Annotated in this window: 26 protein-coding genes and 3 tRNA genes; 9 read left to right on the plus strand and 20 right to left on the minus strand. The window is 69.4% G+C overall.

Annotation, left to right across the window (positions count from 1 at the left end):
* Positions 1-29: 29 nt before the first annotated feature.
* The 13 genes from ACX80H_RS14100 to ACX80H_RS14160 form a co-directional block, all read right to left on the minus strand.
* Positions 30-1,040 (minus strand): LacI family DNA-binding transcriptional regulator, encoded by a 1,011-nt coding sequence (locus tag ACX80H_RS14100; RefSeq protein WP_459314023.1) that lies wholly within the window; start codon positions 1,038-1,040, stop codon positions 30-32.
* Between the two features lie 4 nt (positions 1,041-1,044).
* On the minus strand, positions 1,045-1,932 hold the full coding sequence (locus tag ACX80H_RS14105; RefSeq protein WP_459314114.1) for a carbohydrate ABC transporter permease: 888 nt from the start codon (positions 1,930-1,932) through the stop codon (positions 1,045-1,047).
* Positions 1,933-2,006: 74 nt separating this feature from the next.
* Complete coding sequence (locus ACX80H_RS14110; protein ID WP_459314024.1) at positions 2,007-2,972, minus strand: carbohydrate ABC transporter permease; 966 nt, start codon at positions 2,970-2,972, stop codon at positions 2,007-2,009.
* A 140-nt stretch (positions 2,973-3,112) separates the two neighbouring features.
* Positions 3,113-4,462 carry an ABC transporter substrate-binding protein gene (locus tag ACX80H_RS14115; protein WP_459314025.1) on the minus strand — a complete coding sequence of 450 codons (1,350 nt, stop codon included), beginning with the start codon at positions 4,460-4,462 and terminating at the stop codon, positions 3,113-3,115.
* 180 nt (positions 4,463-4,642) lie between these two features.
* The gene (locus tag ACX80H_RS14120; RefSeq protein WP_459314026.1) at positions 4,643-5,350 is read right to left on the minus strand and encodes a hypothetical protein; all 708 of its coding nucleotides are present in this window, start codon (positions 5,348-5,350) and stop codon (positions 4,643-4,645) included.
* Complete coding sequence (locus ACX80H_RS14125; protein ID WP_459314027.1) at positions 5,347-5,949, minus strand: DUF6286 domain-containing protein; 603 nt, start codon at positions 5,947-5,949, stop codon at positions 5,347-5,349. Before ACX80H_RS14125 ends, ACX80H_RS14120 begins: the two co-directional genes overlap by 4 nt.
* Positions 5,946-6,320 carry a hypothetical protein gene (locus tag ACX80H_RS14130; protein ID WP_459314028.1) on the minus strand — a complete coding sequence of 125 codons (375 nt, stop codon included), beginning with the start codon at positions 6,318-6,320 and terminating at the stop codon, positions 5,946-5,948. The genes ACX80H_RS14125 and ACX80H_RS14130 overlap by 4 nt, the downstream gene beginning before the upstream one ends.
* A gap of 28 nt (positions 6,321-6,348) precedes the next feature.
* A complete protein-coding gene (locus ACX80H_RS14135; RefSeq protein WP_459314029.1) occupies positions 6,349-6,540 on the minus strand; it encodes a DUF2273 domain-containing protein in 192 nt (63 codons plus the stop codon).
* A gap of 7 nt (positions 6,541-6,547) precedes the next feature.
* On the minus strand, positions 6,548-7,006 hold the full coding sequence (locus ACX80H_RS14140; protein ID WP_459314030.1) for an Asp23/Gls24 family envelope stress response protein: 459 nt from the start codon (positions 7,004-7,006) through the stop codon (positions 6,548-6,550).
* A gap of 95 nt (positions 7,007-7,101) precedes the next feature.
* Positions 7,102-7,605, minus strand: coding sequence for a hypothetical protein (locus tag ACX80H_RS14145; RefSeq protein ID WP_459314031.1), 504 nt, complete (start codon positions 7,603-7,605; stop codon positions 7,102-7,104).
* A gap of 207 nt (positions 7,606-7,812) precedes the next feature.
* A tRNA-Phe gene (locus ACX80H_RS14150) sits at positions 7,813-7,885 on the minus strand.
* Between the two features lie 70 nt (positions 7,886-7,955).
* Positions 7,956-8,029, minus strand: a tRNA-Asp gene (locus ACX80H_RS14155).
* Between the two features lie 86 nt (positions 8,030-8,115).
* Positions 8,116-8,188, minus strand: a tRNA-Glu gene (locus tag ACX80H_RS14160).
* Between the two features lie 188 nt (positions 8,189-8,376).
* Between ACX80H_RS14160 and ACX80H_RS14165 the strand changes: the two genes are divergently transcribed.
* Positions 8,377-8,763, plus strand: a complete 387-nt coding sequence (locus tag ACX80H_RS14165) for a metallopeptidase family protein (protein ID WP_459314115.1) — start codon at positions 8,377-8,379, stop codon at positions 8,761-8,763.
* 63 nt (positions 8,764-8,826) lie between these two features.
* On the opposite strand, the gene ACX80H_RS14170 is transcribed toward ACX80H_RS14165, so the two are convergent.
* Positions 8,827-9,840 carry a universal stress protein gene (locus ACX80H_RS14170; RefSeq protein ID WP_459314032.1) on the minus strand — a complete coding sequence of 338 codons (1,014 nt, stop codon included), beginning with the start codon at positions 9,838-9,840 and terminating at the stop codon, positions 8,827-8,829.
* Positions 9,841-10,097: 257 nt separating this feature from the next.
* Here ACX80H_RS14170 and ACX80H_RS14175 point away from each other — a divergent pair, with 257 nt between their 5' ends.
* Complete coding sequence (locus ACX80H_RS14175; protein WP_459314033.1) at positions 10,098-10,751, plus strand: FAD-dependent monooxygenase; 654 nt, start codon at positions 10,098-10,100, stop codon at positions 10,749-10,751.
* A gap of 57 nt (positions 10,752-10,808) precedes the next feature.
* Here the strand turns inward: ACX80H_RS14175 and ACX80H_RS14180 are convergent, their stop codons facing one another.
* Positions 10,809-11,435 (minus strand): copper resistance CopC family protein, encoded by a 627-nt coding sequence (locus ACX80H_RS14180; RefSeq protein WP_459314034.1) that lies wholly within the window; start codon positions 11,433-11,435, stop codon positions 10,809-10,811.
* A gap of 154 nt (positions 11,436-11,589) precedes the next feature.
* On the opposite strand from ACX80H_RS14180, the gene ACX80H_RS14185 reads away from it, so the two are divergent.
* On the plus strand, positions 11,590-13,041 hold the full coding sequence (locus ACX80H_RS14185) for an NCS2 family permease (RefSeq protein ID WP_459314035.1): 1,452 nt from the start codon (positions 11,590-11,592) through the stop codon (positions 13,039-13,041).
* A 63-nt stretch (positions 13,042-13,104) separates the two neighbouring features.
* Here the strand turns inward: ACX80H_RS14185 and ACX80H_RS14190 are convergent, their stop codons facing one another.
* Positions 13,105-13,911 carry an SDR family oxidoreductase gene (locus ACX80H_RS14190; protein ID WP_459314036.1) on the minus strand — a complete coding sequence of 269 codons (807 nt, stop codon included), beginning with the start codon at positions 13,909-13,911 and terminating at the stop codon, positions 13,105-13,107.
* A 79-nt stretch (positions 13,912-13,990) separates the two neighbouring features.
* Between ACX80H_RS14190 and ACX80H_RS14195 the strand changes: the two genes are divergently transcribed.
* Entirely contained in the window at positions 13,991-14,947 is a 957-nt protein-coding gene (locus ACX80H_RS14195; protein WP_459314037.1) for a LysR family transcriptional regulator, read from the plus strand.
* Positions 14,948-14,979: 32 nt separating this feature from the next.
* Here ACX80H_RS14195 and ACX80H_RS14200 read toward each other — a convergent pair whose 3' ends face one another.
* The 4 genes from ACX80H_RS14200 to ACX80H_RS14215 form a co-directional block, all read right to left on the minus strand.
* Positions 14,980-16,161, minus strand: coding sequence for a cation:proton antiporter domain-containing protein (locus ACX80H_RS14200; protein ID WP_459314038.1), 1,182 nt, complete (start codon positions 16,159-16,161; stop codon positions 14,980-14,982).
* A 96-nt stretch (positions 16,162-16,257) separates the two neighbouring features.
* On the minus strand, positions 16,258-17,070 hold the full coding sequence (locus ACX80H_RS14205) for a spermidine synthase (protein WP_459314039.1): 813 nt from the start codon (positions 17,068-17,070) through the stop codon (positions 16,258-16,260).
* A gap of 63 nt (positions 17,071-17,133) precedes the next feature.
* Positions 17,134-17,685 carry a GNAT family N-acetyltransferase gene (locus tag ACX80H_RS14210; protein ID WP_459314040.1) on the minus strand — a complete coding sequence of 184 codons (552 nt, stop codon included), beginning with the start codon at positions 17,683-17,685 and terminating at the stop codon, positions 17,134-17,136.
* A gap of 49 nt (positions 17,686-17,734) precedes the next feature.
* Positions 17,735-18,076, minus strand: a complete 342-nt coding sequence (locus ACX80H_RS14215; protein ID WP_459314041.1) for a thiamine-binding protein — start codon at positions 18,074-18,076, stop codon at positions 17,735-17,737.
* On the opposite strand from ACX80H_RS14215, the gene ACX80H_RS14220 reads away from it, so the two are divergent.
* The 5 genes from ACX80H_RS14220 to ACX80H_RS14240 all read left to right on the plus strand — a co-directional run bounded on the left by ACX80H_RS14220 (position 18,002) and on the right by ACX80H_RS14240 (position 23,524).
* Positions 18,002-18,586 (plus strand): glycosyl hydrolase 53 family protein, encoded by a 585-nt coding sequence (locus ACX80H_RS14220; RefSeq protein WP_459314042.1) that lies wholly within the window; start codon positions 18,002-18,004, stop codon positions 18,584-18,586. The genes ACX80H_RS14215 and ACX80H_RS14220 overlap by 75 nt on opposite strands.
* A 42-nt stretch (positions 18,587-18,628) precedes the next feature.
* Positions 18,629-19,549: an AEC family transporter gene (locus ACX80H_RS14225; RefSeq protein ID WP_459314043.1), complete on the plus strand. Its 921-nt coding sequence runs from the start codon at positions 18,629-18,631 to the stop codon at positions 19,547-19,549.
* 124 nt (positions 19,550-19,673) lie between these two features.
* On the plus strand, positions 19,674-20,081 hold the full coding sequence (locus ACX80H_RS14230) for a hypothetical protein (protein ID WP_459314044.1): 408 nt from the start codon (positions 19,674-19,676) through the stop codon (positions 20,079-20,081).
* Between the two features lie 165 nt (positions 20,082-20,246).
* A complete protein-coding gene (locus ACX80H_RS14235; RefSeq protein WP_459314045.1) occupies positions 20,247-21,470 on the plus strand; it encodes an MFS transporter in 1,224 nt (407 codons plus the stop codon).
* Between the two features lie 332 nt (positions 21,471-21,802).
* Positions 21,803-23,524, plus strand: coding sequence for a BCCT family transporter (locus tag ACX80H_RS14240; RefSeq protein ID WP_459314046.1), 1,722 nt, complete (start codon positions 21,803-21,805; stop codon positions 23,522-23,524).
* The last annotated feature ends 22 nt before the right edge of the window (positions 23,525-23,546 follow it).

Consider the following 23,546-nt stretch of genomic DNA (forward strand, 5'->3'; position numbering starts at 1 on the left):
GGCGTACCGGATCGCTTGAACCGGGCCGGTCAGCTCCTGGCCGGTCCCGTCGAGTGCCGCTCGACGAGCAGGTGCGGCCGCGGGGGCGGGTAGTCGGCGGGCTCGTTGCGCAGCAGTTCACCGAGCAGGAGGTCGGCCGCGTACGCTCCCTGGTCCTCGGGGTCCTGCCGGATGGTGGTCAGGCCCATGGGCTCGGAGAATTCGTGGTCGTCGATGCCGATGACCGACAGGTCACCGGGAACGTCGATGCCGAGCTCCGCCGCGGCCTTCAGCACACCGAACGCCATCTCGTCGGACGAGCAGAACACCGCCGTCGGCCGGTCCGCCGGGTCGGCGAGCAGCGCGAGCGCGGACACCCGCGACGTGGCGAACCGGAAGTCGCCGAAGGCCGACCAGTCCTCGCGCACCGGGAGTCCGTGGTCCGCCATCACCTGGTGGAAGGCCTGCTGCCGGATCCTCGGCACCTGGAAGTCGATGTCGGCGGATCCGCCGCCCCGCATGTGCGCGATCCTCGTGTGGCCGAGACCGATCAGGTGCTCCACGGCGTCGCGGGCCGCCTTCGCGTCGTCGATGCCCACGTGCCGGACACCCTCCACAGCGCCGCCGACCACGATGTTGGGGTACTCGAGCTGCTGGACGGCCCTCCGCTCCTCCTCCGTCAGGTGCATGGACATCACCAGCAGGGCGTCGATGCGCTTGCGGAGGATGGAGCGGTGGAACACCCGGTCCCGGTTCACGCCGTCGCCGCCGAGGCTGAACAGGATCAGGTCGTACCCGGCGGCACGCAGCTGGCGGTCGACGCCCTCGAGGACGGCGGAGAAGTACCAGCGGTCGATCACCGGGACGAGGACGCCCATCGCCAGGGTGCGCCCGGAGGCGAGCCCGGAGGCGGACGACGACGGCACGTACCCCAGCTCCTTCGCGGTCGCGTTGACCCGCGCGCGCGTGTCCTCGGCCACCCCCGGCAGCCCGCGCAGGGCGCGGGACACCGTGGCCGTCGAGACGCCGAGGTACGCAGCGACGTCGTCGATGCTGGTCATGCTCTCAGCCCTTCAGGCCGCCGGCCAGCAGACCCCGCACGAAGTACCGCTGCAGCCCGAAGAACACGGCCAGCGGAACGAGAATGGACACGAAGGCCCCCGCGGTCAGCCGCTGCCATTCTCCGCCGCGGGAGCCCTGGATCTCGGCCAGGCGCTGCGTGATCGGCGCGACGTCGGCCCCGCCGCCGGAGAACACGAGCGCCACGAGGAGGTCGTTCCACAGCCAGAGGAACTGGAAGATCCCGAACGAAGCCAGTGCGGGTGTGGCGAGCGGGATGATGATGCGCCAGAAGATGGTGCTGTGTCCGGCCCCGTCCACGCGGGCTGCCTCGATGACCTCGCCCGGGATCTCCGCGATGAAGTTGTGCAGGAGGAAGATGGCCAGCGGCAGTCCGAAGATCGTGTGCGCGACCCAGAGCTGCGCATAGGTACCGCTCGGCAGTACCTGGAAGTCGCCGAACTTGAGCACCTTCGTGAACAGTTGGAGGAGCGGGATCAGGGCCATCTGGAGGGGGACGATCTGCAGGGCGAAGACGAAGATGAACAGGCCGTCCTTCCCCCTGAACCTGCCCCACGCGAACATGTACGCCGCCATGGCGCCGAGGACCAGTGTGAAGACGGTCCCGGGAATGACGATCGCCAGCGAGTTCACGAAGTAGGAGAGCAGGTTGGGCGACTGGCTTCCTCCGGGGCTGAGGACGTCGGCGTAGTTCTCGAGCGTGAACTGGCGGTCGATGAGGACGTTCCACCAGCCGTTGCCCTTGATGTTGTCCTCGGGGCGGAAGGACGAGATCAGCAGCCCGAACGTCGGGACGGTCCAGATCACGGCGATGAGGATCGCGGCGGTGGTGGCCCTCCGTGACGTCAGCCGCTGCTTGACCCGTTTCTGCATGGCCGGTCGCCCCTGGGTGGCGTCATCCTTGACGTCCGGCAGGAGCTCGTTCGTGTTGTCCAGCGGCACAGTGCTCATCGGATCTCCTTCTGCTTGCGGAGCAGCCGGGCGTTGTAGACGACCACGGGCAGCACCATCAGGAACAGGACCAGTGCCAGCGCGGCGCCCCTGCCGGGCTCACCCGCCCGAAACGCCTGGGTGTACATCTCGTTGGCGACCACCGACGTCTCGTACTGGCCCGCGGTCATGGTCCGGACGATGTCGAAGACCTTGAGGGTCCCGATCGTGATGGTCGTGATGACGACGATCAGTGAACCGCGGATCGTGGGGATGGTGACGTTCCGGAACTGCTGCCAGGCGCTGGCGCCATCGAGCCGTGCGGCCTCGACGATCTCCGTGGGAATGCCCTTGATCGCCGCCGACAGCACCACCATGGCGAAACCTGTCTGGATCCAGATCATGACGGCGATGAGGAAGAAGGTGTTCTCCGGGGCATCGAGCAGGAACTGCTTGGGCTCCTGGCCCGCCCAGACCAGGATCTGGTTGAGGAGCCCGATCTGCTCCTGCTCGGCGCCCTTGTAGGCGTAGACGAAGCGCCAGATCACGCCGGCGCCGACGAACGAGATGGCCATGGGCATGAAGACCAGCGCCTTCAGCGCCTTCTCACCGCGGGCGCGGTCGATGAACACGGCGTAGGCGAGTCCGATCGAGGACGCGAGCAGGGGAACGAGGACCACCCAGATCAGGGTGTTCCTCAGGGTCACCAGCGCCTCCGGCTGCGTAAACATCCAGACGAAGTTGTCCAGGCCGACGAACTCCCCCTTGGAGTTGGTCAGGGAGAGGTACGACGTCTGGAGCGCCGGGAACACGAGCCCGGCCAGCAGCAGGATCAGGGCCGGCGCCAGGAAGGCTGCGACCTGGACCTTCTCGCGTCCGGATTTCGGCGCCCGATCCACGACCAGCATGATGAGGCCGATGATGGCCGCAAAGATGGCGAGCCCCACCACCACCTGTAAACCTTTGTCAGCAAAATCTTCCACAGCCCAGCCTCCTTGGTGCGCGTGATGAAAGTGATCTCGGGGAAGCGCGGAACTGCACGGCCTCGAAGGGGTGCGGCCTGCAGTACCGACAACGGCTGGTGCCACCACCCGTCCGGGCGATGGCACCAGCCGTCAGTTCATCAGGATGCGGGCCAGCTGTCCTCGACCGTCTGCGTGACTTCCTCCGTGGAGGAACCGTTGATCCAGTTCACGATGCCGCTCCAGAAGGAGTTGGCACCGACGGCGCCTGGCATCAGGTCGGAGCCATCGAAGCGGAAGACCGTCTCCGGGTCCTGCAGCAGCTCGATCGACTGGCGGTCGAGGTCCGATGTCGCCACCTCGGGGTCGAGTCCCTTGTTGGCGCTGATGTTTCCACCCAGAGCAACGCGGATGTTGGCGAAATCAGCACTTGCCATGAAGGCCTGGAGGGCCTGGACCTCTGGACGGTCCGTGTAGGCACCGACGAACTCGCCGCCGCCGGTGACAGCAGGGCCGGCAGCAGGATCGACAGGAGGGGTCATGAAGGCCCAGACGTCACCGTCTTCGGCGACATCGGTCCCCTCGGGCCAGTTGGCCGCCTGGAAGGATGCCTGGTGGTGCATGGCACACTGGCCGTCGAGGACGGGCTGGCCGGCTTCTGAGAAGGCCGTCGACAGGATGGAGCGGGAGTCCCCGAAGCCGCCGTTGACGTAGTCGTCGTTCTTGAGGATCTCGCCGACGCGGTCGAACGACTCGACGATCCGGGGATCATCGAAGGGGATCTCGTGGGCCACCCACTGGTCGTACACCTCGGGGCCGTGGTCGCGGAGCACCGCATCCTCGACCCAGTCGGTGCCGGGCCAACCGGTCGCCTCGCCGGACTCGAAACCGGCGCACCAGGGCTTGATGTCTTCTTCCTCGCTGGCGATCTTCTCCGTCAGCTCGGTCATCTCGTCCCAGGTGGTGGGCACTTCCCAGCCCTTCTCCTCGAAGGTGGCCGGGACGTACCAGACGTAGCCCTTGATGTTCGCGAGCATCGGTGCCGCATAGAAGGTGCCGTCGACCGTGCCGTACTTCTTCCAGTCCGGGGACCAGCCCTCGTCCACGAGGTCCGAGACCGCCTGCGGGGCGGGCTTCAGGTTGCCTGCCTGGGCTGCCAGGAGACCCGGCTGCGGGAAGATGGCGAGATCCGGTGCGGTGCCGCCCTGTGCACGGACGCCGATCTGCGTCTCGAACTCTTTCGACCCCTCGTACGCGACCTCGATGCCGGTGCACTCGGAGAAGTCCGCCCAGGTCGTCTCGAGGTTCTCGGCCTCGATGTCCACGATGGTGGAATAGACGCTGACCTCGGCGTCCTCGAAGGTCCCGTACGACTCGTAGGCGGCGCAGTCCGCATCCCCCGATCCGCCCGCACTGTCCGAGCCGCCGGATCCGCACCCGGCGAGCGCGAGGAGGGAAACACTGAGGGCTGCAGCGGGCAGCACCAACTTCCGTGAGCGAGTTTTCACCATTGAAAAGACTCCTTTGTCCAGCGGCCCCCAATGCTTCGAATGCACGGCGGACGTCGCCGCGAACCAGGATTGTGCCGCCTCACTGTATGGGTACCGCAACAGTAAGCGCTTACATGTACTCTCACAACGTCTCCATCCTCCTTCCGGCATTCGATACCGAAACGTGACACGACGCCGGTGTCAGGTGACGCGCTCGGCCCTCGTGAAGCGCACCCGTGCACCGGATCGAATGCTGATGAGGACCGGCGTGCGGTACCCCGTGACCTCATCCAGCGCCTCGACGAGCCGGGAGACCTCGGCGGCGGTCACGTAGGGCGGTACGCCCTTCCTCGGGAAGACCCGCACGCGTAGTCCCGGGACACCTCGGACCTCCCACGTGCTGACGGAGGCGCCTGCGAGGTCGGTGCGCTCGAGCAGCGCGGCCTTCAGGGCCTGCTCCACGGCCGCGGCCGTGATGACGACCGATCCCGCCGTCCCGCCGTCGCCCGTGTCGCCGCCTCCGGTATCCCGACCGCGAGTATCCCGACCGCGTTTATCCCGACCGCGAGTATCCGGACCGCCGGAAGAACCGCCCGTGCGCCCGTCGACGGACGCGAAGAGTCCTGTCCGGCCTCTCCCCTGCGCAGCGATCCACAGCGCGAGCAGCACGATCAGGAGCAGGAGTGCGGCCGCGAGCGCGAGCCACAGCCACGTGTCCGACTGGCCCTCGAGCGTTGTCCCCCGCCGGAGCCGGTCGATCCATCCGCCCACGCGGGGGGCGGTGGACCCCCACCACGAGGCGACGGCAGGCAGCGTGAGGACGGCGAGGCCTGCGGCCCCTGCGGCAAGCAGCAGGAGGCCGACGACGGCGAGGACGAGTCGGTTGAGCAACCGCGGCGTCGTGTTCACTGCCCGATCACCCCCGATTCCGCCACGACGACAGTGATCCTCGGTGCCGGCTCGATGCTCGAGAGCCGCAGATCGTCCGCGACGGCGGTGCGAACGGCATCGGCGTCGACGGGGACGCCCGACGTCGGCCGGACCTGTACCTGCACCGAGGCGCGGCTGATCGTCACCAGGACCTGTTCCGGTGCCACTCCTGCCGCAACCCGCGCCCTGCGCGCCAGCGACGACGCCACGACCTCGGCATCCACGACGACGGCGGCCCGAGCGTCCGGAATGGTGTAGCGGGCCCGCCTGCCGGGCAGGACCGCGAGGAGGAGAAGCAGGGCGCCGAGGACGAGCAGGAGAACGGATCCGGTTCCGAGGAGGGAGGCGGGCACCGCGCCGGGCAGGGCGCCGATCCGGGCGGCCGCGGCTTCGACGTCGAGCAGGAACGGCTTGTCCCCCACGCCCTTGAGGATGGCCTCGAACAGCAGGACCAGGCAGGCCACGATCAGGAGGGCACCCGTCACCACCGACGCGACGGCCCGCGACGAATACAGTTCCCGGCGCACGAGACGGGCTGTGGATGCCGGCGTCGACCGGTCGAGCGGATCGGGACTCACTGCACCCTCACCCCCTTGGCGACGGTGCTGCCGACGATGCGGATGTCCACCCGGCTCAGGCGCGCTCCCGTGAGCTCCTGGACGCGCTCGAGGATCGGCGCCCGGGCGGCATCGGCGCGCGCCCAGAGCGGCCCTCCGAACGAATCGACGATGCCGGCATCGTCGAGGACGCGGGTGAGCGGAGGCACGGGCAGCGGCAGGGCGAGCAGGAGTGCAAGGAGCCCCCGGTCGTCGGAGAACGACGCCCGGATCTGGGCAGGCTGCACCCCGAGCACTTCCGCGGCGGCAGCCTGCGCCGTGCTGGTGAGGGCCTGGGTGGTGATGCGGTTGTGCCCGGACATGGCGCTCGGGGGCAGGTGGACGGCCGTCATGCGCGGGCAGGAGGGAGGGACTCGGCGGTCACGAGGACGAGCGTCGGCCGGACAGGGCGTCGACGACGCCGCGCAGGTCGAGCTTGCCCTCGAGTGTGCGCCCCACGAGCGCTCCGAAGAGCACCAGGACGAGGGTCAGCACGAAGCCCCAGAATCCGAAGATCAGGGCTGCGAAGGCGAGCACCGCTCCTGCTGCCATACCGATGGTGGTGGGAGTCATGAATACCTCACTCGGCTCGGTGCTGGACCTGGGAGGAGCCCGTCGGACGGACGCGTTCGACCGTCCTGGGTTCTGCGGGGGGCGGAAGATGCACGTCGAGGACCTCCACGTTGACCTCGATGACCTCGAGCCCGACCAGTTGCGTGAGGGCGTCGTACACGGCAGCACGGACGGCATCGGCAAGAGCATGGAGTGCATAGCCGTACTCCGCGATGAGGCTGACGTCGACGGCGAGCTGTGTCTGGCCGACTTCGACCTTCACCCCCTGCGAGAGGTCGTTGGCACCGACGGCATCACGGATGGCGCCGAGCGCGCGACCGGCTCCGAGCCCGAGCGAATGGACACCTGGCACCGCCCGCGCCGCGATGGCGGCGATCTTGACCGCGGCCTGGTCGCCGATGACGGTCCTTCCGACAGCCGTGTCCTGCAGGACAGGCAACGGACGCCCCGTGGGTTGCTCGATCATCGAAGAAGGCCCCTTTCGCTTGTGCCCAGCCTAAGCCACGGCACCGGGCCCGGACGTGGCAGCGCGGAGCGGCGCTCCTGCCGACCACCGGGTGGTCAGGAGCGGGTACAGTGCCGGGCGAGCCAGTCCTGCACGGGCACCATGGCATGGCGGAAAGCCTTCTCGTCGAACGTGCCGGACCCCTTGGGCGGCGCCTCCACCGAGTGGGCGAGAGTGGTGAAATCGTCGTGCAGCTCGGCCGGCACCTTGTCCCGCAGGTCGAGGATCTGCTGCTGGAGGGCGAGGAGTTCCTCCGGATCCGATGTGGAGCGGAGACTCAGGGGGGCGAGCATGGCTGTGGTGACTCCGCCCGCCACGAGAACACAGGAGTCGGAGGGATCCGGGCCGAGCGCTGCCCCTGTCTCCCCACCTGTCGCCGCGCCCTCCCCCGGCCGGGCGGGCGCGGACTCCTGCGGCGGCTCGGAGAGACCGTTCGGCTCCGGGGACGGGCTGGCGGGCATGGTGAGCATCGTCTGGGCCGGCACCGGCGCACCCTGGCTGCACCCGGCGAGGGCGAGGGCGAGAGCGCCCAGGCAGGCAGCGGTGTGCAGGAGTCTCACGAATGCCCTTTCGTCTCGGTGCGGGGCCGGAGGTTCAACGCGCGGAACCCCGACTACTATCCCGCGCGGCGCCGGGCGCCGCCGGCCCGGCCCTCCGCGCCACTACGACCCGTCCGCGCGATGCTACGACCCCAACCCCGGCATTCGCTGGGAGCGGGCGCACGAAAAAACCCCGCGTTCCGTGGGGAACTGCGGGGTTTTCAGCAGTGGCTCCGACCGGCGTCGATCCGGTGACCTTTCGATTTTCAGTCGAACGCTCTACCAACTGAGCTACAGAGCCTTGCGACCATCTTCCGATGATCACCGTATCCAGCCCGGCCGGACTCCCCGAGGGGATCCAGCCGCCTGAGCGACCCTGACGGGACTTGAACCCGCGACCTCCGCCGTGACAGGGCGGCGCGCTAACCAACTGCGCTACAGGGCCTTGCTAACTTCCTTGCTGTTTTGCAAGAGTTCCAGCCTACCAGCACTTTTCGTTCCGGTTGACCGCCCGTGAAGGCGTCTCCTGCGTACCCCCAACGGGATTCGAACCCGTGCCGCCGCCGTGAAAGGGCGGTGTCCTAGGCCGCTAGACGATGGGGGCCTGGACCACAGTTCGGGTTCCTGCGACCTTCCGGAGAGCAAGCATTTCCGGCGGATCATTCCCTGTCGTGGACCTATAAAACTATAGGGGCAGATTCTCGATTCCACAAAATCGGCGGGAACAGGCGCGTGGGACGCGGTCCCGTGGTCGACGGGAGCCTCCTGCCGCAGGCCGGCCGGCCGAGCGGTCTGTACGATCTTCTCGTGCCATTCGAGATCCCGCGGGAAGAGTTTGACGACGCCGTCGATGACGCCATCGACAGGATCCCCGACGACCTCGCGCGTGCGATGGACAACGTGGCCATCTTCGTCGTCGAGGAGTACGAGCCCGGGCCGGACGAGCCCGCCGACACGGAACTGCTGGGACTGTACGAAGGGACGCCCCTCACGGAGCGGGACTCGTGGTGGGACGCGGGGTCGCTGCCGGACCGCATCAGCATCTTCCGCGGGCCCCTCATGCGGCTGTGTTCGACGCGCGAGGAACTGGTGGAGGAGATCCTCGTGACCGTGGTGCACGAGGTCGCCCACCACTTCGGCATCGACGACGACCGGCTCCACGAGCTGGGGTGGAGCTGACCCGGCACGCTCCTCAGCACGGGCGGCCGGGCGTCATCCAGCTGGGCTGCCCGGCGGGCCCGATCAGCGGACCGGTGCGATCATCGGACCGAACGAGCTCCGGTCCTCGAGCCGCGGGTCCGGCCTGTCCGGAACCACCAGCACGGGTCCACGCGCGTGATGCAGCACTCCCTGGCTCGTCGACCCCATGAGCATGCCCGCGAAGCCGCCGCGGCCCCGCGTGCCCACCACCAGCAGCTCCGAGGTAGCCGATGCCTCGATGAGCACCTCCGCGGGTGGCCCGTCCATCAGGTCCACTCGGATGTCCACGTCGGGGTAGTGGCTCTTGAGCCAGTCGCGGCCGGCTGCGAGCTGCACGGCAAGGTCCGCATGGAGCGCCTCCCGGTCCACGGGCGCGGGCACCCAGGCGAGCGACCCGTTGAAGGGTGCGACCGAGCAGATCACGCGCAGGGACAGGTCCCTCGACCGCGCCTCCTCCGCGGCGGCGAGCGATGCCATGCGGGCCTGCTCCGAACCGTCCACGCCCACCACCACGATCGGTTCCACGGCGGCGGGCGGCTTGTCCTTCCCCGGTTTCCGGCCGAGCTCCGGATGCCCCAGGCGTGCTCCCGTGCACACCGGGATGACCGCCGTCGGGCACTTGGCGTGCGCGGGCAGGGCGCTGCTGACGGAACCCAGCAGGCGGCCCACGAAACCGCCGCGGCCGCGGGAGCCCACGACCATCAGTTCGGCTTCCTCGGAGAGGTCCAGCAGCACCCCGGCGGCGTCACCGGTCTCGATCCGCGGGTGTACGTCCACGGTGATGCCCTCGAGGTGGCTGACCGCTTCGTTCAGCACGGTCTGCGCGCTCTCACGGATGACCTCGTCGTCCACCGTCGCGTAGCCCGCATCCATGCTCGACGCCGCGAACACCGGCACGGTGTAGGCGGTCACGACGTAGAGCGGAGCCTTGCGCCTCTCGGCCTCGCGTGCGGCCCAGAGCAGGGCGCAGGTGCTCTGGTCGGAGCCGTCCACGCCGACCACGATCCCGTGCTGCGCCAGCCCCTGCGACGATTCGTCTGCGTGCCCTCTGCCCACGGCGGGCCTCCCTCGGTCGCGTGTTCCGGCCGCCCCAAGCGGCCGGTCCCCCATTTGTAGCGCACTGGGGTTCGCCGGTCTATCCACGGTTTGAAAAGTTATATAGGCTTCAGTGACCCGTAGCGGGGGCCGGCCCTCAAGAGCCGGGACACCCCTGCGCGTAGTGCTCTTGACTGACCCGTTCGCAGCCAAGAGTCCGTACGGCCCGGAAGAGGCGCCGGGCCGTACGGGATTCTGCTTCGTGTGGAGGTAACTCGGTGGATTCCTTGCCGCTCGACCCTGTCCGCTCTGCGTCCGCGATGTCCGCGGCCACGGAGCATACGAGCACGGTCGTCATCGGTTCGGGGCTGTCCGGGCTCGCCGTCGCGAGCGAGCTCAGCCGCCGTGGCATCGACTCGATCGTCGTGGAAAGCCTCGAGTGCTTCGACTCCGGGGCGATGCGTACGGTCATGACGGATTCCGTCTCCCTCTCGGAGCGCACGGAACTCATGCGGCTCCTCCGCGGCTATGCCGCCGCCCACCATCTCGATGTCCGGCAGACCACGGTCGCGGAACACCTCAGCATCATCGGGCACCCGAAGCTGATCACCGGCCCTGTGGGCCGCAAGATGTGGGCGGTACAGACGGCCGACGGCGTCCTCCTCGCCGACCACGTCGTGCTCACCAAATACCCGCAGAACGAGTTGCGGAAGTTCCTGCGCTCCATGGGCATCGCGATCGGCCGGGACTTCAAGACGGCCCTCCACGCGATCGGCCTGCACCTCGTCGGTGTCGGCGAACTGCTGACGCCCACCACCCGGGAGATCGTGCGGCAGGCCAAGCTCGTGAGCGACGCGATCGTCGAGCAGGGGCCGGCCGCCCTCAACCGCATCGCCCCGCCGCGGGCGGCCCTCTCGCCGCTCGGAGCCTGACCCACCGCTCCTGCTTTCCGGTCCTACTTTCCGGGCCGTGCCGGGCCTTGCCGGGCCCTACTTGCCGGCGGCGAGCCGCTTCCGGGCCGTCACGGCGAGCGCCACGGTGATCGCGACCAGTGCCGCGATCATCAGCAGGATGCTCCAGGAAAAGTCGCTCACTCCGGCCGTCTGCGTCTCGGCGGCCGGGGCGTCCTCCGCATCCAGCGGGCCCTGGGTGGTCGCGGCGTCGGGAACCGTCGTCGAGCCCTGCTGGGTGGTGAAGACGAAGGTGCCCTCGATGGGGTGCGAATCCGAGGACACGACGCGCCAGTTGACGGTGTACTCACCGGCCTGCGCGCCCGGGCGCAGGGGCTGGGTGGCCGTCCGGTCGACGATCTGCACGGGGCCGTCGGCCCAGTCCGTACCGGACGCGTCGAGGACCTGCACCTGGGCGCCGATCCCCGACGGCACATTCGTGAAGCTGAGCTCCAGGCTGGGCGGCAGCACCTCGATGGTGGCACCCGATGCCGGATTGCTCCCGGCCAGTTCGTCATGCGCGTTCGCCACGCCGCCCGCTCCGAGGAGGAGGACGAGAGCCAACAGGACGGCCGAGACGAGGGTGACTGCCGAGACGGCGGGACGACCGCGTCCACCGTGTGCGGTCACCGGATGCTGGACGGGCGGGAGAGGAAAGGCAGCCATGAACCCCACCCTACGCGGAGACCCTGATGGGCCGCTGGACCCTTCGTCGTCGGGCGGACGGGGTGGGACGCCCGTCATAGGCCGGTTCACCGCCGCCCTCCCGGGATAGAATCTGTCGCGACTGCTCCTCGCCCCTTCCGCCCTAGGATCCCCCATGCTCAAAACTGGTTCCGTGCTGGATCGCTACTTCGACATCACGCAGCGGGGGTCGACGTTCTCCCGCGAGATCCGCGGCGGCCTCGCCACCTTCTTCGCCATGAGTTACATCGTGGTGCTCAACCCGCTCATCCTCGCCGGCGCGGACTCCTCAGGGGCCGAACTCGGGTTCGAACGCGTCGCCGCCGTGACCGCGCTGGTGGCCGGCATCCTGACCATCGTCATGGGCGCGTGGGCCAGGTACCCGTTCGCGCTCGCCACGGGACTCGGCGTCAACGCGTTCGTGGCGATCACGGTCGCGACGAACCCGGGTCTCACCTGGCCCGACATCATGGGCCTCGTCATGCTCGCGGGCGTCACCATGCTCGTCCTGGTGCTGACCGGGTTCCGCACGGCGGTCTTCAATGCCGTCCCCGAGAGCCTCAAGACGGCGATCGTCGTGGGTATCGGCCTGTTTATCGCCCTGATCGGCCTGGTCAACGCCGGCTTCGTGCGCCGCGTGCCCGACGTCGCCAACACCACCGTCCCCGTGGGCCTCGGCTTCGGTGGGGTCCTCATCGGCTGGCCGACCCTGGTCTTCGTCTTCGGCCTCATCCTGACCATTGCGCTCGTGGTCCGCAAGGTGCGCGGAGCGATCCTCATCGGCGTGCTGGCCGCAACGGTACTCGCCGTCGTCATCGAAGCCGTCGTCAACGTCGGCCCGAGCGTCGCGCCGGGCCAGGAGCCCAACCCCGCGGGCTGGTCCCTCGTGGTTCCCGAGCTTCCCACCGGTTCATGGGTCGGCGTGCCGGACCTGAGCCTGCTCGGCAACGTGAGCCCCTTCGGCGCCTTCGGGCACCTCGGCGGGACCGCCGCGGTCCTGCTGACCTTCACGATCCTCCTCAGCATCTTCTTCGACGCAATGGGCACGATGGTCGGTCTCGCCAACGAGGCGAAGCTCGTCGACGCCAAGGGGAACATCCCGGGCGTCAACCGGGTCCTCGTGGTCGATGCGCTGGGCGCGGTCGCCGGTGGTGCCGGTTCGGTGTCGTCCAACCAGATCTACGTCGAGTCCGGTGCCGGCATCGGGGAGGGTGCCCGTACGGGCCTCGCCAATGTGGTGACCGGCCTGCTGTTCCTCCTCGCGATGTTCTTCACCCCGCTCATCAGCCTCGTGCCGTTCGAGGCCGTGGCGCCCGCCCTCGTGGTTGTCGGGTTCATGATGGTGTCGCAGGTCAGCCGCATCGACTTCGAGGACTGGGGCGTCGCCCTTCCGGCCTTCCTCACCTTCACGCTCATGCCGTTCACCTACTCGATCGCGAACGGCCTCGGCGCCGGCTTCATTGCCTTCGTCCTGATCCGCGCGATCCAGGGCCGCGCGCGCGAGGTGCACCCGCTGATGTGGGCCGTGGCCGCGGCCTTCGTGGTCTTCTTCGGCATCGGACCCATCGAGGAGCTCCTCGGGATCTGATCGCTGCGCCGTGGCAGAAGCGACGACGGCGGATGGGGGACCGCCGTCGTCGCCGGCTGATGGTCAGCGGGCCGACCAGCCGCCGTCCATGACATAGGACGAGCCCGTGACCATGCCGGCGTCGTCGCCCGCGAGCCACAAGACCAGGGAGGCGACCTCCTCGGGCTCCACGAGGCGTTTGATGGCGGACTCGGTGAGCAGAATCTTCGACAGCACCTCGTCCTCGCTGATGCCGTGCAGGCGCGCCTGGTCCGCGAGCTGGTTCTCGACCAGGGGCGTGCGCACGTAGCCCGGGTTCACGCAGTTGCTCGTGACGCCGTGCTCCCCGCCCTCGAGGGCGGTGACCTTCGAGAGCCCTTCGAGTGCGTGCTTCGCCGTGACGTAGGCCGACTTAAAGGGCGAGGCACGCAGTCCGTGGACGGAGGAGATGTTGATGATCCGCCCGAAGCCCTGCGCGTACATCCCCGGCAGCGCGGCGCGGATCAGCAGGAACGGCACCTCGACCATGAGCTTCTGGATCCGGCGAAAGTCCTGGATGGGACTGACCGTCTGGATGCCGGCGTTGTTCACGAGGATGTCCGCATCGAGCGTGAGGTCCTCGAGGGCTGCCGTGTCGAGCAGGTCGACCGCCCAGGACTCCCCCTCCAGCTCCTCCGCGAGGGCCGAAGCGCCCCGCCCATCGCGATCGGCGACGACCACATGGGCCCCGCGGGCAGCGAGGGCCCGCGCGCAGGCCGCGCCGATGCCGCTCGCCCCTCCGGTGATCACCGCCCGCCGGCCGGCAAGGCTGCCCGCCTGCTGCTGGAGGGACTCGGAACGGTTGTGCGCTGCAGGACCGGGGCGCGCCGCAGCCGCTTCATCGAGGCTCATGGCTTTCCTTCCCGTAGATGGGTGGCGGGGCAGCTCCCCGCACTCCTCCTGAGTATTCCTGCAGGGCGGGACCGGACCAATGACCACTTCGGCACCCCTCGTCTGCGATACTGCACAAATGGCTGCCCCCAACGCCCAGGACCTCCTCGTTCTGCGCGCCGTCGCCCAGAACGGACGGTTCACCACCGCGGCGGACACCTTGGGCCTGAACCACACCACCGTCTCCCGCAGGATCGCGGCCCTCGAGAAGGCACTGGGCGGGCATGTCCTCGCCCGCAGCGCCGGCGGATGGGAGCTGACGGACCTCGGCCGTCGTGCCGTCGACGCGGCGGCAGGTGTGGCGGCGGCGGTCGCCCAACTGGCGGACGACGACGCCGGGGCGCTCACCGGCGTCGTCCGCATGAGTGCCACGGACGGTTTCAGCGCCTTCATCGCCGCCCCGGCCTTCGCACGCCTGCGGGCCGCCAATCCGCGGCTCAGCATCGAGATCGTCGCCGCCACGCGCAGGGCCTCCCAGACGCGCACGGGACTCGACTTCGAGGTGGTGGTCGGGGAACCGCAGGTGCACCGTGCCGAGGCGACGCGGCTCGGCGCCTACGTGCTCGGCCTCTACGCGTCACGGGACTACCTCGAGGCGCATGGCTCGCCGTCCGACCTGGCCGAGGTGGTGACCCACCCGCTCGTCTACTTCATCGACTCGATGCTGCAGGTCGACAGCCTGGACGCACCACGCCGCCTGCTGCCCTCCATGCGCGATGCCCTGAGCTCCACGAACGTGTTCGTCCACGTCGAGGCCACGCGGGCCGGCGCGGGGCTCGGCCTCCTCCCGTGCTTCATGGCGAACCGCCATCCGGACCTCGTGCGCATCCTCCCGGACCTGGTCGCCGAGCAGCTGGACTACTGGCTCGTCGTCCGGCCCGACTCGCTGCGCCAACCCGCGGTCGCCGCCGTTGTCGGGGCGCTGCAGGAGGGGACCCGGGCGCTGGAACCGCAGCTCCTGGGCCGGTCCGGTCCCACCGGACAGCCGCACCACTGACATCTGTCACCTGACGCGTACCGCGCGGACGGCTAGGACGAACCGCCCCGGGGGCGGAGGCGCGTCTCCTCGACGTCCAGGATGCCCTGGGCCTTCGCCAGCACCCGTGACGAATAAGTCCCGCGGGACCGCGCCGCGAGAAGTGCCTCCCGTTCTGCCGCGAGCACGGCGAGCCGGAGATCCCGGTACTGGCGGTGCGGCGAGCGCACGAGCTTCTGCTCCGGCAGCCGGGCCTTCTCCCACTCGAACTCGCTGCGCATGCCCGTGTCCGTCCGCACGCGGTCCAGCACGTCGTCGTCCACAGGGACGTCCTCCCCCACGACGGCCTGCGGGTCCTCCAGCACGCGCAGCCCCTCGGTGCGCAGCTCGTCGAACAGCGTGGCCGCCTCCTCGCGGTCGGCGTCGACGTCGATGCCCTCGATCCTGAGCACCCGGATGAGCGCCGGCAGCGTGCTGCCCTGCACCAGGAGCGTAGTGACGGCGACGATGAATGCGATCAGCACGAGCTGCTCGCGGTAGGCGAACGACGACGGCAGGGACTGCGCCGCGGCGAGCGTCACCACCCCGCGCATGCCCGACCAGCCGAGCACCGTGGCGCCCTTCCACCCGAACCCTTCGCGCCGTTCGAGTTCGAGGTCCGCCACGGCTGCCACGGTGACGGCGAAGGCGAAGTCGCCCACCGCGGAACCGAAGCCCGTCAGGGCTCCTACCGAGGCGGCGATGGCGCTGCGCAGGAGGACGAGCGCCGTGGCGTCGTTGACCAGCCCTTCGCCCTCCAGCACAGTCAACAGGCGGGGCGGCAGTCCGAGCCGCCTCCCGATCGACGTGGCGGCGACGGCGTCGGGCGGGCTGATGACGGCACCGAGTGCGATCGCCGCAGCGAGGCCGAGGCCGGGCAGCAGGGCGTGGAGGAGCAGCCCCGTGGCGAAGGCCGAGACGACGACGAGCGCCACGGACAGGCTCGCGATCGGCGTGAGGTTGCGGCGGAAATCCGTGACGGGCGTCTTGATCGCCGCGGCATAGAGCAGGGGCGGCAGGACGCCGGCCAGGATCCACTCGTCCGGGATGCGGAAGCTCGGCACCCCCGGGACGAAGGAGAGGACGATGCCGACGACGACGAGGATGAGCGGGGCCGCCACGCCGATGCGCTTCGACAGGACGGCGACCGCCACGAGGACGGCGATCCCGATGATGCCCAGCAGTCCCAGTTCCACCGTGCAAGCCTAGTGGTCGTCGACCATCCCGTGGCTCCGCGCGGCTAGGGGCGCAGCCCTTTCCGGGGGACCGCCAGGGCGCTAGTGTCCTCGCTGTCAGTCCTCGAGGACCTGCGCGCCCGCGGCGAACGCCCGTACCCTCGCGTCCTGCCAGATCTGCGCGGGCACTCCCCCGCCCAGCAGTTCGCGGGCCAGCCCCGGGTCCTCGCCGAGGGGGGTGTCGCTGCCTGCGATGATCACGTTGCCGTAGCGTCTGCCCTTCAGCATCGCCGGGTCGGCGATGATCGCGGTGTAGGCGAACTCCGCTCCGATGGTCGCGGCTTCCCGCTTGGCCATCGCCAGGTTCGGGCTGTCGCCGCAGTTGACCACATAGACGCCGTCGGCCCCGAGCACGCGCTTCGCGGCGCGCGTGAACTCCCGGGTCGTGAGCGGGACCGGCGTCACGGCTCCGGCGAAGACGTCACGGATGATGAGGTCGCGGCTGCCCTCGCTCAGGGACTCCGTCACGGCGCGCGCCTCACCGACGCGGATACGCACGAGCGGTGCCCGCGGGAGGTCGAACCACTCCCGCACCAGGCCGGCCAGCCGCCCGTCGAGTTCGACGACGACCTGGCGTGCCTGCGGGTGGGACGCGGCGAAGCGGCGGGCGAGCGAGCACGCTCCTCCACCGAGGTGGAGCGCGCGGAGCCGGTCCGACGCCGCCCACCGGGAATCGACGAGCGAGGCGATCCACCGCATGTATTCGAAGTCGAGCTGCAGCGGATCGGCCAGGTCGATGTGCGAACTGGGGACGTCGTTGATGCGCAGCACCCAGCCGTTCGGGTTGTACGGATCGGGTTCGAGTTCGCACGTCCCGGTGTCGATGGGGAACTCCCCGATCTCCGGCCGCGGGCCCGCGGTCTTCGCCATCAGGACCGGGCCGCCGGCGGGTGATCGGGCTGGGCGGGACGGGCGGAAGGCATGGGTTCCATGCTAGCCGCGTGCGGGAGCCGGCTGGTCGGGCCGGTGCATGCGGAACATGGGCTTGTAGTGCCAGGTCGGTCCGCAGAGCAGGGATGTGCCGTCCGGCGCGAAGCCGTTCCGGACGTAGAACCGCTCGGCCCGCGGGTTGCCGTTCAGGATCCAGAGGTAGGCCGCGCGTGAGCCGATGGCGGTGTCGAGCAGTTGCTGCCCGAGGCCCGTGCCGTGCGTCGAACTCAGCGTGTAGATGTGGTGCAGTTCGAAGTCCGGCCGGTCCTCGTCGCGTCCCGGCCCCGATGTCGCGACCGCCACCGGCTCGCCGTCCTCGTCGAACGCCAGCCAGCTCCGCGCGCTTCCGGGCGTCCGTTCCGCTTCCTCGAACGCCACCCGCCGGCGCTCGATCATCCCCGGCAGCTCGGCGTCGTAGAACTCGTGGTACTCCGGCGGCATGATGTGCTCGTACGTCTCGTGGAGCCCGGCGACGTGGGTGCGGGCGTACGCCTCGGCGTCGTCGACGGTGGCCGGACGGATCAGGTAGGGCAGCGTCAGCAGGGGCTGTGTCACCGCTCCAGTTTAGTGTCCCGGGGCTACCGAGTGGCGGGCGATCCGGAGGTCAGGAATGGCCCTCGAACTGCTGCTGCTCCGCGAGCGCCGCCTCCAGCCGCTCCACCTTGCCGCTCAGCTCACCGGTCCGCCCGGGCCGGATGTCGGCCTTGAGCACGAGGGAGACGCGGCTGCCGTAGCGGCCCACGGCCTCGGTGGCATTCTTGATCACGGCCATCACCTCGTCCCACTCCCCCTCGATCGTGGTGAACATGGAGTCGGTGGAGTTCGGCAGGCCGGATTCACGCACGATCGCGACCGCGGCGGCGATGGCGTCGTGCACCGACCCGTCGGGGTTCTCGCGGGAGAGGTCGGAGGATCCGGACGGGGCGACACTGAAGGCTACGAGCATGCTCCCAGTCTGGCACGCGGGCGTCCGTCGCGGGAGGCTCGGTTGCGGCAGACCCGCGGCGGAGGGCCGGACCCGGCGGGGAGAACCAACGGGTCCGGGCACCCGGCGCGGCGGCCCGACCCGGGCGTTCGTCATGGCAGGAGCATCCGCGCCCCACGGCGGCCATCGAACAGTACCGAGCTGGTGCCGGGCTACCCGGCCACACCCGAAGGCCAGGCCGCGAACTTCCGCGCAGTGCAGGACGTCGCCGTATCCGCTCCCAGCGGGCGTGGCATCGGCGTCGTGAGCTGGGAACCGGCCTGGACGGCCGTCGGGGGCAACGGCTGGGATCCCGCCAACCCCGCGAGCGGCAATGCCTGGGAGAACCAGGCGATGTTCGACTTCGACGGCCGAGCGCTGCCGGCCCTCGCCGAGTACGCCCCGGATCCCGTGCGCGTCGCACGCGGTAATCCTCCGACCCGCAGGACCTGGTGCGTCCCCCGCCCGCCGGAGGACGCACTAGGTTCGTAAGGGGGCACCCGGGCGGGACCGCCCGACGCGTAGGGAGAGAACATGCTGGGAGTACTGGGGGGATTCGCCGTCGTCGGCGCGGTGATCGTCATTGGCTACATCGCTGGGCGCCTGGTCATCGGCGGACCACAGGCCGGTTTCGCACTGAACCAGATGGCGTTCTTCGTGACCAATCCGGCGCTGCTCTTCACCGTCCTGGCCGACGCGGACCTCGCGTCGGTGTTCTCCGAGTACATGCCGATCGCACTGATCTCCTCCCTGGCCATCGCCGTCCTTTACGTCCTCATCAGCAGGTTCCTCTTCCGCAGGCCGGCGGCCGAGACGGCGATCGGCGCGATGGCGAGTTCCTACGTCAATGCCAACAACATCGGCATCCCCATCGCGCTCTACGCCCTCGGCGACGTCACGCCGGTCGCCCCCGTGCTGCTCGTGCAGCTCCTGCTGCTCGCTCCCCTCTACCTGACGGTCCTCGACCTCACCTCGAGCCGCAAACCCTCGTTCCGGGCCTTCCTGACCCAGCCCTTCCGGAATCCGATGATCATCGCGTCCCTGCTGGGCGTCGCGGTGGCCGCCACGGGATTCCGCCCGCCGGACCCGGTGTGGGATTCCCTGGTGCTCCTCGGCGGCGCCGCCGTGCCCATGGTCCTCCTGTCCTTCGGGATGTCCCTGCCGGGAAGCCGGCCACTTCGGCGCAGCCCGGACCGCCTGCAGGTCCTCACGGCCACGGCCCTCAAGAGCGCCCTCATGCCGGTGGCCGCCTACCTGACCGCGCACCACCTCTTCGGGCTCGACGGCCACAAGCTGCTCGCCGCCGTCGTCGTGTCGGCGTTGCCCACCGCACAGAACGTCTTCATGTTCGCCAGCCGGTACGGCCGCGGCATCCCGCTGGCCCGCGACACGGTGCTGCTGTCCTCCGTGCTCGCGATCCCCGCGCTCATCGTCGTCGCCGCACTCCTCGCCTGAGTGGTCGCCCCGGTTCCCCCGGTGACAGGGGAGAAAGAACTAAGGGGCCTGCTTGTCGCGGTCGCCGACGCCATCTACTCTTTCTCCGGTCGCCGTGCACCCACGGCCAGCAGATTGGACAGGCATGAGCAGCAGGATCTCCCCGGACGACCCGTTCCCCGCCGACCTCGGCAGGCTGCGGGACCAGGAGGTCGAGGTCCTGAACAGCAAGGTCCACCGGGAGATCGAGCACGAGTGGGCGGAGGACGGCGAAGTCGATCCCGAGACGGCGTCCCGCAAGGACGAGATCACCGATGAGCTCGACGACCGCGACGCGGGGCCGCGCCTGACGCTCGTGCCCCGGCAGGACGACGGGCAGGACGACGGGCAGGACGACGGGCAGGACGACAGGCAGGACGACAGGCAGGACGACAGGCAGGACGACAGGCAGGACGACGGGCAGGACGACAGGGAGCGCGACGGCGCCGGGCGCGCGACGAGGGTCCTCGCCGCTGAGCGGGACCCCGCACGTGGCGGGACGGGCGGCGCGTAGGACAGGGGCCGTCGGGTTTTCGTCCGAGGCAGCAGGAATGCCCTGCGTTCCTGCGGTGTTGTTGCATGAGTCAAGGCCGTCTCTCGGCTTGACTGGAGTATGCCCTTCGGTTTTCAACGGAGCAGCCGGGGCTCTGACCGCCGTAAGACCTCTGATTGGTGTCCCTTGTCTGTTTCCTCCGTGCCGGTGAAGACCGCCGTGCCCTTCCCCTACATCGGGTTGCTGTCCCTGGCGGGGGCGATCTTCGTCTCCGTGACCAGCGAGTTCCTGCCCACCGGACTCCTGCCGGAGATGGCCCGCGACCTGAACGTGGGCCTCTCGACGGCCGGCTACCTCGTGACGATCTTCGCGGGGACCGTCGTCGTCGCCACCACGCCCCTGGCCGCCCTGACCCAGAGGTACTCACGCAAGTCGCTGATCGTCGTCGTGCTCCTCGTGATCGCCGTGGCGAATATCATCGCGGCGATCGCCCCGACCTACGGCGTCCTGGTCGCTGCGCGTATCCTCGGCGGGCTGGCGCACGGGCTCTTCTGGGCCGTCGTCGCCGCCTACGCAGCGCACCTCGTCCCGGCCCACCAGCTCGGCAAGGCCATCGCCATCACCGCCGGCGGTGGAACGGCGGCATTCGTCCTCGGCGTCCCGGTCGGGACCGCGATCGGCAACGCTCTCGGCTGGCGTACGGCCTTCACCCTCATCGGAGTGGCCGTCGCCGCCCTGGCCCTGGTCATCGTGAAGTTCCTGCCCCCGGTGAACCACCACGGAGAGCGGAAGGCCGGCGAGGAGCGCGTCCCGCTGCGCCGGGATCCCAGCTTCAGGGCCGTGATCCTGCTGTGCACCGTCATCCTGATCCTGCTGACCGGGCAGAACACCTTCTACACGTACATCGCCCCCTGGCTGACGGATGTCTCCACCTTCGAGCCGGGGTCGGTCGCCCTCGTCCTGTTCCTCTACGGCGGCGCAGGCATCATCGGTCTCGTGGGAGCCGGGTACGCGGCGGACCGCTTCCCCCGCAAGGCGTTCGCGGGCGTCGTCCTGGTGGTCATGGCGGCGGTCCTTACCCTCGCGCTGGCCACCGCCAACACCGTGGTGGTCCTCATCGCCGTCATCGTCTGGGGCGCCGCGTTCGGCGGCATCCCCGCCCTGCTGCAGACCCGCATGCTCCGGACGGCGTCCTTCCGGACACGCGACCTCTCCGCGGCCCTGCAGACGACGGCGTTCAACGTCGGCATCGGCGGGGGCGCCCTCCTCGGCGGACTGCTGCTGGACGGCATCGGCCTCGAGGTCCTCCCGTTCGTCATGATCCTGCTCGTCGCCGCCGGCCTCTCGCTCAGCCTCGCCACCGACACCGCCAAGGACCGCAGGGAGCGGCACCGCCTCCGCACCGGTTGACCCGCCGCGGGCCGCCCCGCATGCGGATCCAGCACGCCGTTCGCCCTGCTCCGATGGGAACTTCGTCACATCCGGGCGCCGGCACCGGAGGGACGAGCGGGCACCGCACCTCCGGCGTCGGGGAGCGTCACCGGCCTCGGCGTCGGAACTGGCCGCGGCGCCCTGGAATCGCCGCCGTTGCGGGGAAGCAGGCGGATCAGGGGTAGCCGCCGGCGGCCCCGGCCGTGATCCCGCGACAAGGGGCCGGTCCCGTCGAGGAAGGCCCGGGCAAGCGGGATTTCGGGTAGGAGTCCGCCCGGACCAGGTGCCGGGCCGAGCGTAGCCTAAGCCCTATGTCTAATTCCACCGAGCCCATTCAAGGATCACCGCCCGGCGAGGAGACGCCCTTCGAGGCCCCTCCCGGGAAGGCCCCCGCGAAGGCCGTGCTGGACCGGCCGGTCCTCTTCGTCTCGCTCTCCATCGTCATCCTCCTGATGCTGGCGGCGGTCCTCTTCCCCGGGGCGTTCTCGGACGTGACCTCGTCGATGCTGACGGGCCTCGTGGCCACCTTCGGCTGGGCCTTCGTCGCCACGGCCACCGGATTCGTGGTCTTCGCCCTCTTCCTCGCCTTCAGCAAGTACGGCCGCATCCCCCTTGGCAAGGACGGCGAGAAGCCCGAGTACTCGAGGGTTTCCTGGATCGCCATGATGTTCAGCGCCGGCATGGGCATCGGGCTCATGTTCTACGGCGTCACCGAACCCATCTCCCACTACCTCACCCCGCCCCTCGACGGGATCTCGCCTGCGACGCCGGAAGCGGCCCGCCAGGCCATGAACTACACGCTGTTCCACTGGGCCATCCACCCCTGGGCCATCTACGCCGTCGTCGGCCTGGCGCTCGCCTATTCGGCCTTCCGCAAGGGCCGTGGTGCCGGCTTCAGCGGTGCCTTCACGGCCCTGTTCCGCGGCCGTCCCGCGCCGAAGGCCCTGCGCGCCATCGACGTCTTCGCGATCTTCGCGACCCTCTTCGGCTCCGCCACGTCCCTCGGCCTCGGCGTCCTGCAGATCAACGGCGGACTCTCGAAGGTCTTCGGCGTGGGCAGCAGCCTGGGGCTGCAGATCACGCTGATCGCCGTCCTCACCGTCTGCTTCGTCCTGTCGGCGGTCAGCGGCGTCAGCCGCGGTATCAAGTGGCTCTCCAACGGCAACATGATCCTCGCCCTCGCCCTGCTGTTCTTCCTGTTCGTGGTGGGACCCACGGTCTTCATCCTCGAGCTCATCCCGGCCTCGGCCGGCAGCTACCTCATCGGCCTCCCGCAGATGGCGTCCCGCACGGGCGCCTTCGGCGGCCACGAATGGCTCGCGGCGTGGACCATCTTCTACTGGGCCTGGTGGGTCTCCTGGACGCCCTTCGTGGGTTCGTTCCTCGCGAAGATCTCCCGCGGACGCACCATCCGCGAGTTCGTCCTCGGCGTCGTGGCCGTGCCCAGCGTCATCAGCCTCATCTGGTTCAGTGTCTGGGGCGGGTCGGCCCTCACCCTGCAGAACAACGGGGTCGACATCGCGGCCGCGAACGCGGAGAGCCAGGAATCGGCGATGTTCGCCCTCCTGTCCGAGTACCCGCTGGCGTCCGTCACCTCGATCCTGGTGGTCGTCCTCGTCGCGGTCTTCTTCATCTCGGGCGCGGATGCGTCCTCGATCGTGCTGGGCTCGCTGTCCTCCTTCGGCGCTGCGGTTCCGCGCAAGTGGCTCACCATCCTGTGGGGAACCCTGACGGGCGGAGTGGCCGCCGTCCTGCTCTCGGTGGGAAGCCTCGAAGCGTTGCAGACGCTGACCATCATCGCCGCGGCCCCGTTCCTGCTCGTGATGATTGGACTGTGCGTGGCGCTCATGATGGATCTCTCGAAGGATCCGCTCATCACCGGGGCACGGCGTACCGGATCGCGCACCGGGCTGCAGACCGGACTGCGCACGGGATCAGGCACCCGATCGCGCACCGGACTGCAGATCGGCCTGCGCACCGGATCGCGTGCCGGATCCCGTGCCGTCCGGAAGGTTCCCCCGGCGAAGCCCTGACGTCCCCGGGGGGCGATTGCGC

The sequence above is a fragment of the Arthrobacter pasteuri genome (genome assembly GCF_054510955.1).